Source organism: Buchnera aphidicola (Rhopalosiphum padi) (assembly GCF_005080845.1).
In the GTDB taxonomy this organism is placed as follows: Bacteria; Pseudomonadota; Gammaproteobacteria; order Enterobacterales; family Enterobacteriaceae; genus Buchnera; species Buchnera aphidicola_AO.
Genome location: NZ_CP034858.1, coordinates 447,494 through 461,441, shown reverse-complemented (window position 1 = coordinate 461,441; position 13,948 = coordinate 447,494). Strand labels below are relative to the sequence as shown.

Genomic DNA, 13,948 nt, shown 5'->3' with positions numbered 1-13,948 from the left:
TAAAATGAATAATAATTTAAAAGAAAATATTATTTGGCAAAAACATTCAATAACACGTATAAAACGTGAGAAAAAAAACGGTCATAAATCTATAGTAATATGGTTTACAGGACTATCAGGATCAGGAAAATCTAGTATTGCTAATTCTTTAGAAAAAATATTGTTTAAAAGCAATTTAAATACTTATTTATTAGATGGGGATAATATTAGATCTAATTTATGTTCGGATTTGGGTTTTAGTATACTAGATAGAAATGAAAATATTAGACGTATTGGAGAAGTAGCAAAACTAATGATGGATGCAGGTATTATAGTATTAGTTTCCGTTATTTCTCCTTATAAAAATCAAAGAAAAAAAGTTTCTATTATGTTAGGAGAAAAAAATTTTTTAGAAGTTTTTGTTGATACTCCAATCAATATATGTGAAGAACGTGATCCTAAAAAACTATATAAAAAATCTCGCCTTGGTAAAATATCTGACTTTACTGGTATTCAATCTGTATATGAAATTCCAGAAAAACCAGATTTGTGTCTAGATGGAACAATATCTTTAAAAAATAATACAAAAAAATTAATTAAAATATTATGTGATAGAAATATCATATCTTTTTCAAATATTGATAAAACATTTTTATTTTAAATAAAATTATTTAGAGTGATATATGAAAATGTTAAAAATATTTTTACTGTTTTTGTTTTTTTGGTTGCAATGTTCTCTTTGGATTGGAAAAAATGGTATTTTAGACTATATTAAAATGTATAAAAAAATTATAGTCCAAAAAAAAAAACGAAGATTTTGAAATAAGGAATAATCAATTAATATTAGAAATTGAACGTTTAAATAATGTAATTAAAAAATGATATCTATTTTTAAATATATTAAATAAAACTTAATTTTTTTGGATATTAAATGAAATTAATTAATTCACCTAAACTAAAAATTATTGCTGTAGTACCAGCTGCAGGAATAGGTAGAAGAATGGAATTAGATTTTCCTAAACAATATATAAAAATTAAAAATTGTACTATTCTTGAATATACTTTAAAAACATTATTATCACATCCTAACATAGTTCGTATTGTTGTAAGTTTGCATCAAGAAGACAATTATTTTCAAAAATTATCTATATCATCTGATTTACGTGTTTTCTCTGTATTAGGTGGTAATGAAAGAATACATTCAGTTTTATCTGGTTTAATCATAGAAACAGATGCTAAATGGGTAATAATTCATGATGCAGTTCGTCCTTGTTTGAGTTATCAAGATTTAGAAAATTTAATAGCTATCACTAAAAACAGCAAAGTAGGTGGGATTTTAGCTCGACCCGTATGTGATACTATTAAATATAGTAATTGCAAAAATAAAAAAATATTACATACTCTTCCTAGAAATCATTTATGGCATGCTTTAACTCCTCAATTATTTCCAATAAATTTATTACGATTTTGTTTAAAAAAAATTATTGAAGATAAAATAAATATAACAGATGAAGCATCGGCATTAGAATATTGTGGATATCATCCATTAATCGTTTTAGGAAGTTATAAAAATATTAAGATAACTTATCCTGAAGATCTTGTTTTTGCAGAATTTTATCTGAAAGAATTATTAAAAAATTAAGAGGATATGTTCATAATGAGAATTGGATATGGTTTTGATATTCATGCATTTGGTGGTATAAAACCATTAATTATTGGAGGTGTTCAAATACCTCATAATCAAGGTTTAATTGCTCATTCTGATGGTGATTTATTAATACATTCTTTAATAGATGCATTACTAGGTGCTACCGCTATGGGAGATATTGGAACTCTTTTTCCAAGTGAGGATGAAAGGTATAACAATATTAATAGTAGAATTTTATTAAAACATGTTTGGAAAAGCATTTATTTAAAACATTATCGTATATGTAATATTGATATTACTATTATTACTGAAACTCCTAAGATATTATCTTATGTTTTTCTTATGAGATCCAATATAGCATCAGATCTTAATATTAAAGTAGAAAAAGTCAGTGTAAAATCCACGAGTTCTAAAATGATAGGATGTATCGGAAGAAAAGAAGGAATAGCCTGTCAATCAATTGTAATGATTGTAAAATCTAAAAATAATAATTTAAAAAAATAATGTAATTTAATATAAATTAAACGTATTTTTTAGTATAATATACTACTTTTTTCAATAAAATTATTACTTAATTTTGTTATTTATGTAATTAAACGGTATAATTTAATGCAATTAAAATTTTTAATATATAAATTGTTTTTTTTAATGTTTACATTTTTTCTCTGTAAAAACTTTGCTTTTGGAAATTCAATTAATAAAAAAAATATATTCTTTAATAGTTCTAAAATTTTACAGGATAAGTTTTATAAAAATCATTTAGAAGATCTTATTTTTTTAAAAAAAAAGAATGTTTTTCTTTATTAAAAAACAATAAGAAATATTTTTTTGAAAAAAATAAGATTTTTATCAGTAATCATGAATATGATATTTCTTTCAAAAAGAATACCTTCCATATTTTCTATATTATTAAAAAAAAAGATACATTATATTCTATATCTAAGCGTTTTGGTTACAATTATAACCAACTATCAAGATTTAATAAAATTAAAAAACCGTATAAAATATTTATAGGACAAAAAATATGGATAGCAAATATTGAAATTAATAATATTAATCATTTAAATTGTTCTTTTTTTAATTATAATAATAAAGTAAAAAAAGAATGTAATTCTTATAAATCTTTTTTTGAAAAATCATCAAATGTTGAAAATTTGATTAAAAAAAATCAACTTTTTACTAAAATATGTTGTTTCTATAAAAAAAAAGTAGATAAAAAAAAACATATTCAATTACAAAAAAAAATGATTATTATTGCTAATAATTGGTCTTGGCCTATAAAAAACCCAAATATAAAAAATTTTTCTCGTTTTCAAACTAATAATCAACACGGAATTGAAATTTCTGGTTTTGTAGGACAACCTGTTTTTGCAGCTGATTCTGGAGAAGTAGTATATGTTGATGATTATTTTGAAAATTATGGTAAATTGATTATTATTAAACATAAAAACGATTATTTAAGTATATATGGATTTAATGAATCTATTTTTGTTAAACAAAAAGATAAAGTATATAAAAATAAAAAAATTGCTATTATGGGTTTATCAAGTAATAATTCAGTTAAGTTATATTTTGAAATACGTCATAAAGGTGAACCTGTTAATCCATTAAATTTATTACCTAGTTTAAAAAAACAAACATAATTAAAAGTTTTGTTAATTTTTTAAAACTATATTGAGAAATATGTGAAAACTATTATATTTAAAGATTTTCAATTTGAAGCAGCACATTATTTACCGTACGTTCCTCAAACACATAAATGCAGACGATTACATGGTCATTCTTTTTTCGTTCGTTTAGAACTGAAAGATAAAATTGATAAAAAAAAAGGTTGGATAATAGATTATTCTGAAATTAAACTAATATTTCAACCTATTTATGATCAGTTAGATCATCATTTTTTAAATGATATTCCAGGTTTAGAAAATCCAACAAGTGAAATTTTAGCCAAGTGGATTTGGGATCGTTTAAAACCTAAATTATCTATTTTAAATACTATTATAATTAAAGAAACATGTACATCAGGATGTATTTATCAGGGTTATTAAAATTTCAAACATAGTTTTATTGAATTTTGAGATACTTATGTATTTGTATTGATAATCTCCAATTTTTTATTATACACGTTTTAATACAAATATTTAATGCTTCTTCATTTTGACTAATTGGTTGTAAAAAAATAAAATTATTTTTTTTATTTTTTATCTTTTTTAAAATACTTTTTAAGTAAAATAAGTCTTCTTCTTTTAAAACAGGATATTTAATTTCATTAGAACGTAATATTGATGTATTTAGTGCTTTTTTATTTGTTTTAGGAGAAAGTGTAATCCAAGTATTTAAAGAACATCTAATTAATTCAGTTCCACTAGTTTCTATTTGACATTTGTAATCTTTTTTTTCTAGTTCTTTTGTAATTTCTAAAAGATCGTATAAACACGGCTCACCACCAGTAATAACAACATGTTTAGCAGTCCATTTTTTTGTTTTTATTATTAGAATAATTTCCTTAGAATTCATGTAACTCCATGTTCTATTTGATTTTTTTTTCATTATCATTTTTTCATAAGAAATCTGATCTTGATTGTTGCACTCCCACGTATATTTAGTATCACACCATTTACAATGTACTGGACATCCTTGCAATCTAATAAAGATTGATGGTGTTCCAGCATAGTAGCCTTCACCTTGTATCGTTTGAAATATTTCATTAATTGGATAATGCATAGTTAGACTCATAAAAAAATTTTTAATGTTTTATATTAATGAGAAACAGGCATATTTTTTAAAATACCTGATTCTCTTTAAGAATGCTTTTTTATCTTAAAAAAGATGATTTAATTGCTTTTAGTCCGTAGAAAGGAGCGTTTTTTTCACCTAATTTTTCTTCTATTCTAATTAATTGATTATACTTAGCTGTTCTATCAGAACGACTCATAGATCCTGTTTTAATTTGTCCTGATGCTGTTCCTACTGATAAATCTGCTATTGATGTATCTTCTGTTTCACCTGAACGATGGGAAATAACAACACCATAATTAAATTTTTTTGCCATTTTAATAGTTTCAATTGTTTCAGTTAATGTTCCAATTTGGTTTAGTTTTATTAAAATTGCATTTGCAACACCTTTTTTAATTCCTTTTTTCAAAATATTTTTATTAGTAACAAATAAATCATCTCCTACTAATTGTATTTTATTACCTAATTTCTTTGTTTGATATAAAAAGCCTTCCCAATCTGATTCATCTTGTCCGTCTTCTATAGAAACAATAGGATATTTATTTGATAAATTTTCCAAATAACGAGTTAATTCTTGTGAATTAAATTGAATTCCCTCTCCTATAAATTGGTATTTTTTTCTATTTTTATTATATAATTCAGAAGCTGCACAATCTATAGCTAGTGTAATATCTTTTCCTAATTTGTATTTAGTTTTATGTATTGCATCTTGAATTGTGTTTAACGCTTCTTCGTTGGATTTAAAATTTGGAGCATATCCTCCTTCGTCTCCTACTGTAGTACTTATTCCTTTATCTTTTAGTAAGTTTCCCAATGAATGAAATATTTCTGCCCCGATGCGTATAGCTTCTTTTATTGATTTAGCCGAAACAGGTTGTATCATAAATTCTTGAAGATCAATATTATTATTAGCGTGTTTTCCACCATTAATTATATTAATCATTGGTAAAGGCATTGAAAATACACCTGGTGTATTATTAATTTCCGCAATATGTTGATATAAAGGCATTCCCTTAGAAGCTGCAGCTGCTTTTGCAATTGCTAAAGATACCGATAAAATTGAATTAGCCCCTAAATTAGACTTATTTTCTGTACCATCTAAATTTATCATAGTTTGATCGATGTCAAATTGATCTTTTGCATTTTTATTTTTTAAAGAATAGAAAATTTTATTATTTATTGCTTCGACTGCCTTTTGAACACCTTTACCCATAAATCGATTTTTATCTTGGTCTCTTAACTCCCATGCTTCAAAAGAACCTGTTGAAGCTCCAGAAGGTGCTGAAGCTAAACCAACAAAACCTCCTTCAAGAAAAACTTCACATTCTATAGTGGGATTACCTCTAGAATCAATTATTTCACGACCAATTATTTTTATTATTTTAGACATTTTTTACCTTTAAAATTATTTTTTTTGTTTTTTTGCCGATTTAATAAAATCTATGAATAACGGATGCCCATCGCGTGGTGTGGAAGTAAATTCAGGATGAAATTGGCAACCAATAAACCATGGGTGATTAAAAATTTCTATAATTTCAACTACATTGTTTTTTTTAGAACGTCCTGCGATTCTTAATCCGTTTTTTTCTACTTTTTTTAACAAAATATTATTTACTTCATAGCGATGTCTATGCCGTTCTATAATAATATCTTTTTTATATAATTTTCTAGATAAACTATTAACAATTAATTTACAAGGTTGACTACCTAGTCTCATAGTACCTCCTAAATTAGAATTGTTATTTTTTTTTCCATTAATTATATCTTTTGTATTATTTTTTTTAATTTTAATTAAATCAATAACGGGAAATTTACATTTTGGATCGAATTCTGTAGAGTTGGCTTCTTTAATTCCTATAACATTTTGTGCAAATTCTATAATTGCTATTTGCATTCCCAAACATATTCCAAAATATGGAATGTTGTTTTCACGTGCGTATTGAACAGATAATAATTTTCCTGTTACACCACGATCTCCAAAACCACCTGGTATTAAAATACCGTTAAGATTTTTTAATAATTTAAAATTTTTATTTTCTATTTCTTGAGAATTGATTAATTCTATTTTTACTTTAATTTTATTTTTTAATCCTGCGTGTTTAAGTGCTTCTATTACTGACTTATATGCATCAGGTAATTTGACATACTTTCCAATTATACCAATGATTACTTCATTATTAGCATTTTTTTCTTCATAAATAACTTTTTCCCATTCTTTTAAATTAGCTTCAGGAACATCTAATTTAAAATATTCGCAAATATAATTATCTAATTTTTGATCTTTTAACAGTTTTGGTATTGTGTATATTGAATCTACGTCTTTTAAAGAGATTACAGCATTCACTGGAACATTGCAAAATAATGCAATTTTTTTTCTTTCATTTTTTGGAACTGTTTGTTGAGAACGACAGATTAAAATATCTGGTTGTATTCCAATTGATAGCAATTCCTTTACTGAATGTTGAGTAGGTTTAGTTTTAATTTCTCCAGCTGTTTTTATATATGGTACGAGTGTTAAATGTATATATATTACATTTTTACGTCCAATATCTACTGCTAATTGACGAATAGCTTCTAGAAATGGCAAAGATTCAATATCTCCCACTGTTCCACCTATTTCAACAAGAATAATATCGCTATTTTGAGAACACAAAATAATTCTGTCTTTAATGGCGTTAGTAATATGAGGTATTACTTGAATAGTTGAACCTAAATAATCACCTCTTCTTTCTTTTTTTAAAACTTCAGAATAAATGCCTCCAGTAGTAAAATTGTTTAAACATGTCATTTTTGTTCGAATAAAACGTTCATAATGACCTAGATCTAAATCAGTTTCAGCACCATCTTCAGTAACAAAAACTTCTCCATGTTGAATAGGACTCATTGTTCCTGGATCAACGTTAATATATGGATCTAACTTCATAATAGTTATTTTTAAATTTCGTGCTTCTAATATAGCTCCTAATGAAGCAGCTGCAATACCTTTTCCTAAAGATGACACTACGCCACCAGTTATAAAAATATAATTTTTAGTCATGCTAAATATAAAAACATCAGTTAAAATGAATAGGTAGTTTAAAAATTTTAATATTTAATTGAATTATTTTAATAAAAAATAATTTAAAAATTTTTTAAAAATATAAAATTTTTTTATTTAAAAAATATTGGCTATAATATACATTTTTAATTTTTCATTTTTTTTTCAAATTCCATGAATCTCGTAAATTAACAGTGCGATTAAAAACTAATTTATTTTCTTTTGAATCAAGTTTATCTAAACAAAAATAACCAATTCTTTCGAATTGAAAAAATAAATGTATAAAATTGTCATTCATTTTTTTTATTATTTTTTGAGCTATTTTTTTTTCGATAAAACCATTTTTGACTATTAACGAATTAGAATTTAAAAAAGATAAAAAATTTTCTTCTTGTTCAGGGTTTTTTATTTTAAATAATTGATTATATAATTTAAATTGAGCTGGAAATGAATTTTTTATTGAAATCCAGTGAATCACTGCAGGATTTTTTTTATTGACTGGCTTTTTTCCTAAACTATTAACATCACAGAAACATATTATATTAATAATATTCCCATTTTTGTCTTTTTCTATTTTTTCTGCTTTTATTATGTACGAATATCTTAAACGAATTTCTTCTCCAATTTTTAATCTTTTGTATTTTTTATCGTATTCTTCTTTAAAATCTTCTCGTTCAATATATATAGTATTTGTAAATATAATTTCATGAGTTCCTAAACTTGGATTATTTGGATGATTTGGAACTATTAATTTTTCTTCGTGATTATCATCTATATTGTATAGAAATATTTTAATTGGTTCTAATACAGCCATGGTACGTACTGCTTTTTGATTCAGTTCATTTCTAATACAGTATTCTAGCATAGAAAATTCCACTAAATTGTTTTGCTTAGTGACACCAATTCTATGACAAAATTCACGAATAGAAGATGCTGTATATCCTTTTCTTCTTAATCCTGAAATAGTTAGTATTCGTGGATCATCCCATCCATTAACTATTTTTTTTTCAATTAAAACTGCAATTTTTCTTTTAGATAAAATTGAATATTCTAAATTTAATCTAGAGAACTCATACTGTTTTGAATAATGTGTAACACTAGTTTTTTTTAGAATCCAGTTATATAAATTTTTATTATCTTGAAATTCTAATGTACAAAAAGAATGTGTTATGCCTTCAATGGAGTCAGAAAGACAATGAGCAAAATCGTATGTAGGATATATACACCATTTATTTTCAGTTTGATGATGTGTGGAAAAAATAATTCGATATAATACTGGATCACGCATAACAATAAATGAAGAACTCATGTTAATTTTAGCACGTAAACATGCTTCTCCTTCATTAAATTTTCCTTGTCTCATTTTTTCGAATAATTTCAAGTTTTCTGTAATACTTCTATCTCTATAAGGACTGTTTTTTCCTATAGTCTTTAAAGTTCCTCTATATTCACGTATTTCTTGTTTTGTCAATTCATCTACATATGCCAAACCTTTTTGAATTAGTTCTTTTGCATATTCATATAGTTTTGAAAAATGTTCAGAAGAATACCGAATTTTTTTATGCCACTTATAACCTAACCATTTAATGTCATTTTGAATTGAATTAATATACTTGATATTTTCCTTAATAGGATTTGTGTCATCAAAACGAAGATTACAATATCCATGGTATAAATTTGCGAGTTCAAAATTTAAGCATATTGATTTAGCATGTCCAATATGAAGATGTCCATTAGGTTCAGGAGGAAAACGGGTATGTAATAACAAATTTTTATTTTTTTTTAAATCTTTATTGATAATTTTATAAATAAAATTATTACTATTTTTTTTTGTTTTAGTATTCATTTTTTTAGAGCTCATTTTTTTTATTAAAATACATAAAAAAATTACTTGTTTTACGCAAATAATTATATTGATTATTTACTTTTTATATTATAAAATAAAAACAGTAATATCTTTATAAAATCTTAAAAAAAATATTTTATATTTTAATAAGGCTACGTAGCTCAGTTGGTTAGAGCACAGCACTCATAACGCTGGGGTCATGGGTTCAATTCCCGTCGTAGCCACCATTAGTAGCGGGAGTGGCGAAATAGGTAGACGCACCAGATTTAGGTTCTGGCGCCGTAAGGTGTGCGAGTTCAAATCTCGCCTCCCGTATATTAAAATATTCTTCTTTTAAAAAATCTGTAATGATAATGGGGTATAGCCAAGTGGTTAAGGCACCGGTTTTTGATACCGGCATCCCTGGTTCGAATCCAGGTACCCCAGCCATTCTGGAAATATCTTTTTCTTCTCTATATAAAAAAGTTTTTTTTTAAACACATAAAATTATTTTTTATATTACCGAAATTATATATAATTAAATTATCAATTTAATAATGTTAAAAATCTATTATTCTTTTCTATTTTAGAATATTTATTTAAAATAAAATAGGTTTTTTATACTATGAATTTAAATGAATTAAAAAAAAAAGCAGCATGGGCTGCATTAGACTATATTTGTCCCGGAACTGTTATAGGAGTAGGAACAGGTAGTACTGTTTTTTATTTTATTCAGGCTTTAAGCACAGTAAAAAATTTAATATCTGGAGCCGTTTCCAGTTCTAATTCTTCTACTTTTTTATTGAAAAAAAACGGAATAGAAGTATTAGATTTAAACACTTTTGATTCATTAGAAATTTATGTAGATAGTGCAGATGAAATTAACAATGCAATGCAAATGATTAAGGGTGGTGGAGCAGCTTTAACAAGAGAAAAAATTATTGCTGCTATGTCAAAAAAATTTATTTGTATTATTGATGAATCAAAAAAAGTAAATATTTTGGGTACTTTTCCATTGCCTATTGAAATAATTCCTATGGCAATATCCTATATTTCAAAAGAAATATTAAAAATAGGAGGACAACCAAAATTAAGAGAAAATATTATAACAGACAATGGAAATATAATTATAGATGTATATAATTTATATATACATGATCCTATCTCAATAGAAAAAAAAATAAATTCATTACCTGGAGTAGTTAGTGTGGGTTTATTTGCTTCAAGAGTTGCAGATATTGTTTTAATTGGCACTCAAAAAGGAGTTAAAATTATTAATAATTAAATCTAATTATTAAAAATCACTAATTTTATAATTTATATATATAATGTTAACTAAATTTTTACAAAATCGGAAAGAAATTCGATCCTATATTCGAATGATACGTAGTTCAGTAACATTAACAAAACAATATGATGAATCAAATAAAATTTTAAGCACGGCATTTAATTGTAATCTTATCTACAATGCTAAAAATATTGCTTGTTTTTTGTCATTTGATGGAGAAATAAATACATATCCGTTAATTTTAAAATTGTGGTTAAAGAAAAAAAATATATTTCTCCCTATAGTAAGTTCTATTTATTCAAGAAAATTATTTTTTGTTCCGTTTACTTCTCGATCTATTTTATATTATAATAAATATAATATATTAGAACCTTTCTATAATGTTAAAGATATTATTTTGGAATCAGATTTAGATTTAATAATAGTACCTCTAGTTGCTTTTGACCGCAAAGGTGTTAGGCTTGGTATGGGTGGAGGTTTTTATGATAATTTTTTAATGAATTGGAAAATAAAAAATTTTATTCCAGTAGGAATAGCTTATGACTTTCAATTCGTAAATTACATACCTAGACAGCCTTGGGATATTTCCTTGCCTGTTGTTTTAACTCCTAATAAAATATATTTTTTTCATTAAAATCAACTTAAATCACCAAATTTTATTTGTAAAGCAGTAATTGCTGCAATTACAGCTGTCTCTGTTCTTAAAATTCTAGGTCCTAATTTAATAGGAATAAATCCATATTTAATTATTTCTTCAATTTCCAAGGATGAAAATCCACCTTCACAACCAATTAAAAATCGAACAAAATTAATTTTTTTAGGTATTTCATTAATTGTTAAAATAGCATTTGGATCAAATACTATTTTTATTTCATTATCATATATTTTTTTACACCATGTAAGCATGTGTTCTGGACTTTTGATTTCAGGAATATTATTACGATTACATTGTTGACAAGCAGAAATTGCTATATTTTTCCAATGTATGTGTTTTTTTGAAAAACATATTAAATTTTCTTGAATATTACAATATTCTGAAAATAGTGGTGTAATTGTATTGACTCCTAATTCAACAGATTTTTGGATAGAAAAATTCATTTTTTCATTTTTTGACATTACTTGTCCTAAATGCATTGATAATGGTGATTCAAGATTTTTTATTTGTTTTTTTAAAATAATTATTTTTAATATTTTACTATTAATCTCTATTATTTCGGAAAAAAAAATACAATTAGTATTGTTAAATATTTCTAATTTGTCTTTTTTTTCCATTCGTAATACTCTTTTTACGTAATGTGTATGAGATTTGGATAATGATATCACTTGATTAATATTTAAATAATCTTCAATATAAATTCGTGGAATGCGTTTTTTCATTTTTTTAATTTTTTATTTTTGAATAAGAAATTTTACATTTTTTATAAATATAATTATTATGATTTCCTTGTACTTGAAATATTAAATTTTCTCTTTCACATTCCCATTTAGTGACAGGAAAACTAATATCCCATATTTTTAATAAATTTCTTTCTTTTTTAGATAATTTAATTTTATATGTTTCACTCATATAAAAATAAGTACGAGCTATTTTCCCTCTAGCTCTTTTAGGTGGTTCAGCTACTTGTTTTTTAAAATCTATTTTCATATTGCATTTACCATATTGTTCGATATGACTATTTAACTGGCCATATTGAAAATTAGATCTATCTCCATTTATTTCTCCAATAGCAGGTTGTAAATTATGAAGATCAAATTCAATTTTTTGATATAATTTGTTTTTAATACATTTTTTTCGTCCTCCATTTTTCCAACATTTTTTTTCATGTCCAAATTTCCATGCTGGTACTACATGTTCCCATTCGATTCTCATTGCTCGGTTTTTATTTTTTCTAATTTTATATCCGCATGATGATAAATCAGGTACTCCTTTTTTTCCATTCCAAATAATTTTACATCCGCAATAAAATGATCCAGGTGCATTTTTATGGATTTTGATTGCAATGGTTTTAGCTTGTTGAAAATTTTGTATATAATTTTTTTTAAAGTTATTTTTTTTAGTTGAAGATAAAAAAAAAATATACTAATTATAATAAAAATTATTTTTTTTATCATATTAATTTATCTTTTTAAAAAGTTAATTTGTATTAAATAAGCAATTCTTTATTTTTTATTTTAAATAAATATGTTAATCAAGTATTATTTTTAATAATATTTAAATTAGATAGAAATATTAGCACATCTTTCATTCAAATATTTTTTAAATTTTCAGAATTTTAAAAAAAGGTAAATAAAAAAATGACTGAATATCTTTTTACATCAGAATCAGTTTCAGAAGGACATCCTGATAAAATTGCAGATCAAATTTCTGATGCTTTATTAGATGAAATTATTAAACAAGATTTAAAAGCAAGAGTAGCATGTGAAACTTATGTTAAAACAGGTATGGTTTTAATTGGAGGTGAAATTACAACTACAGCTTGGGTTGATGTTGAAGAAATTACTAGAAATACTATTAATAATATTGGTTATATTAATTCTGAAACAGGTTTCGATGCCAATTCTTGTGCTGTACTTAGTACTATAGGAAAACAATCACCTGATATTACTCGAGGAGTAGATCGTTGCGATCCTTTAGAACAAGGAGCAGGAGATCAAGGAATTATTTTTGGTTATGCTACTAATGAAACAGAAGTTTTAATGCCAGCACCTATTACTTATGCACATTTATTGGTAAAAAAACAATCTGAATTAAGAAAAAAAAATATTTTACATTGGCTTAGACCAGATGCTAAAAGCCAAGTAACATTTAAGTACAAAAATGGCCGTATACTTGGAATAGATACAGTAGTTTTTTCTACTCAACATAAAGAAAGTATTACGCAGAATATTTTAAAAGAAGCTGTTATGGAAGAAATTATAAAACCAATTTTACCTAAAAAGTGGTTAACTAAAAATACAAAATTTTTTATAAATCCTACAGGTAGATTTGTTATTGGAGGTCCTATGGGGGACTGTGGTTTAACAGGTCGTAAAATTATTGTAGATACTTATGGAGGGATGTCAAGACACGGAGGAGGTGCTTTTTCTGGTAAAGATCCTTCAAAAGTAGATCGTTCCGCCGCTTATGCAGCAAGATATGTAGCTAAAAATATTGTTGCAGCAGGATTAGCTGATCGTTGTGAAATTCAACTATCTTATGCTATTGGAATTGCCGAACCTACTTCAATTATGATAGAAACTTTTAGAACAGGAAAAATAAGTAATAAATCTTTAATCGATTTAGTGCGTAATATTTTTGATTTACGTCCTTATGGATTAATTAAAATGCTTGATCTTCTTCGACCAATTTATCTTAATACAGCAGTATACGGACATTTTGGAAGAGAGGAATTTCCCTGGGAAAAATTAGATAAAGTAGAGGAATTATTGCAATAA

14 protein-coding genes and 3 tRNA genes are annotated in these 13,948 nt (G+C 25.0%); 11 read left to right on the top strand and 6 right to left on the bottom strand.

Annotated features, from left to right (window positions below; translation table 11 throughout):
- Positions 1–4: 4 nt before the first annotated feature.
- The 5 genes from cysC to queD all read left to right on the top strand — a co-directional run bounded on the left by cysC (position 5) and on the right by queD (position 3,675).
- Positions 5–640 (top strand): adenylyl-sulfate kinase, encoded by a 636-nt coding sequence (gene cysC, locus D9V76_RS02170; protein ID WP_158337371.1) that lies wholly within the window; start codon positions 5–7, stop codon positions 638–640.
- Positions 641–910: 270 nt separating this feature from the next.
- Complete coding sequence (gene ispD / locus D9V76_RS02160; RefSeq protein WP_158337369.1) at positions 911–1,621, top strand: 2-C-methyl-D-erythritol 4-phosphate cytidylyltransferase; 711 nt, start codon at positions 911–913, stop codon at positions 1,619–1,621.
- Positions 1,622–1,636: 15 nt separating this feature from the next.
- Positions 1,637–2,131 carry a 2-C-methyl-D-erythritol 2,4-cyclodiphosphate synthase gene (gene ispF / locus D9V76_RS02155; RefSeq protein ID WP_158337726.1) on the top strand — a complete coding sequence of 165 codons (495 nt, stop codon included), beginning with the start codon at positions 1,637–1,639 and terminating at the stop codon, positions 2,129–2,131.
- 650 nt (positions 2,132–2,781) lie between these two features.
- Positions 2,782–3,270 carry a peptidoglycan DD-metalloendopeptidase family protein gene (locus D9V76_RS03215; RefSeq protein WP_253254718.1) on the top strand — a complete coding sequence of 163 codons (489 nt, stop codon included), beginning with the start codon at positions 2,782–2,784 and terminating at the stop codon, positions 3,268–3,270.
- Between the two features lie 42 nt (positions 3,271–3,312).
- A complete protein-coding gene (gene queD / locus D9V76_RS02145; RefSeq protein ID WP_158337367.1) occupies positions 3,313–3,675 on the top strand; it encodes a 6-carboxytetrahydropterin synthase QueD in 363 nt (120 codons plus the stop codon).
- Positions 3,676–3,691: 16 nt separating this feature from the next.
- On the opposite strand, the gene queE is transcribed toward queD, so the two are convergent.
- From queE to glnS, 4 genes are all read right to left on the bottom strand, one after another.
- Entirely contained in the window at positions 3,692–4,351 is a 660-nt protein-coding gene (gene queE, locus D9V76_RS02140; RefSeq protein ID WP_158337365.1) for a 7-carboxy-7-deazaguanine synthase QueE, read from the bottom strand.
- Positions 4,352–4,442: 91 nt separating this feature from the next.
- On the bottom strand, positions 4,443–5,753 hold the full coding sequence (gene eno / locus D9V76_RS02135) for a phosphopyruvate hydratase (RefSeq protein ID WP_158337363.1): 1,311 nt from the start codon (positions 5,751–5,753) through the stop codon (positions 4,443–4,445).
- 15 nt (positions 5,754–5,768) lie between these two features.
- A complete protein-coding gene (locus D9V76_RS02130) occupies positions 5,769–7,400 on the bottom strand; it encodes a CTP synthase (RefSeq protein ID WP_158337361.1) in 1,632 nt (543 codons plus the stop codon).
- Between the two features lie 154 nt (positions 7,401–7,554).
- Positions 7,555–9,246 carry a glutamine--tRNA ligase gene (glnS, locus tag D9V76_RS02125; RefSeq protein ID WP_158337359.1) on the bottom strand — a complete coding sequence of 564 codons (1,692 nt, stop codon included), beginning with the start codon at positions 9,244–9,246 and terminating at the stop codon, positions 7,555–7,557.
- A 150-nt stretch (positions 9,247–9,396) separates the two neighbouring features.
- On the opposite strand from glnS, the gene D9V76_RS02120 reads away from it, so the two are divergent.
- The 5 genes from D9V76_RS02120 to D9V76_RS02100 all read left to right on the top strand — a co-directional run bounded on the left by D9V76_RS02120 (position 9,397) and on the right by D9V76_RS02100 (position 11,147).
- A tRNA-Met gene (locus tag D9V76_RS02120) sits at positions 9,397–9,473 on the top strand.
- Positions 9,474–9,479: 6 nt separating this feature from the next.
- A tRNA-Leu gene (locus D9V76_RS02115) sits at positions 9,480–9,561 on the top strand.
- A gap of 39 nt (positions 9,562–9,600) precedes the next feature.
- Positions 9,601–9,675: transfer RNA gene (locus tag D9V76_RS02110), tRNA-Gln, on the top strand.
- Positions 9,676–9,850: 175 nt separating this feature from the next.
- Positions 9,851–10,510, top strand: a complete 660-nt coding sequence (gene rpiA, locus D9V76_RS02105) for a ribose-5-phosphate isomerase RpiA (RefSeq protein ID WP_158337357.1) — start codon at positions 9,851–9,853, stop codon at positions 10,508–10,510.
- A gap of 43 nt (positions 10,511–10,553) precedes the next feature.
- A complete protein-coding gene (locus D9V76_RS02100; RefSeq protein ID WP_158337355.1) occupies positions 10,554–11,147 on the top strand; it encodes a 5-formyltetrahydrofolate cyclo-ligase in 594 nt (197 codons plus the stop codon).
- A gap of 2 nt (positions 11,148–11,149) precedes the next feature.
- Here the strand turns inward: D9V76_RS02100 and D9V76_RS02095 are convergent, their stop codons facing one another.
- Both D9V76_RS02095 and D9V76_RS02090 read right to left on the bottom strand, forming a co-directional pair.
- On the bottom strand, positions 11,150–11,890 hold the full coding sequence (locus D9V76_RS02095; RefSeq protein ID WP_158337353.1) for a 16S rRNA (uracil(1498)-N(3))-methyltransferase: 741 nt from the start codon (positions 11,888–11,890) through the stop codon (positions 11,150–11,152).
- A gap of 4 nt (positions 11,891–11,894) precedes the next feature.
- Positions 11,895–12,590 (bottom strand): endonuclease, encoded by a 696-nt coding sequence (locus D9V76_RS02090; RefSeq protein WP_158337351.1) that lies wholly within the window; start codon positions 12,588–12,590, stop codon positions 11,895–11,897.
- Between the two features lie 218 nt (positions 12,591–12,808).
- On the opposite strand from D9V76_RS02090, the gene metK reads away from it, so the two are divergent.
- A complete protein-coding gene (gene metK / locus D9V76_RS02085) occupies positions 12,809–13,948 on the top strand; it encodes a methionine adenosyltransferase (RefSeq protein WP_158337349.1) in 1,140 nt (379 codons plus the stop codon).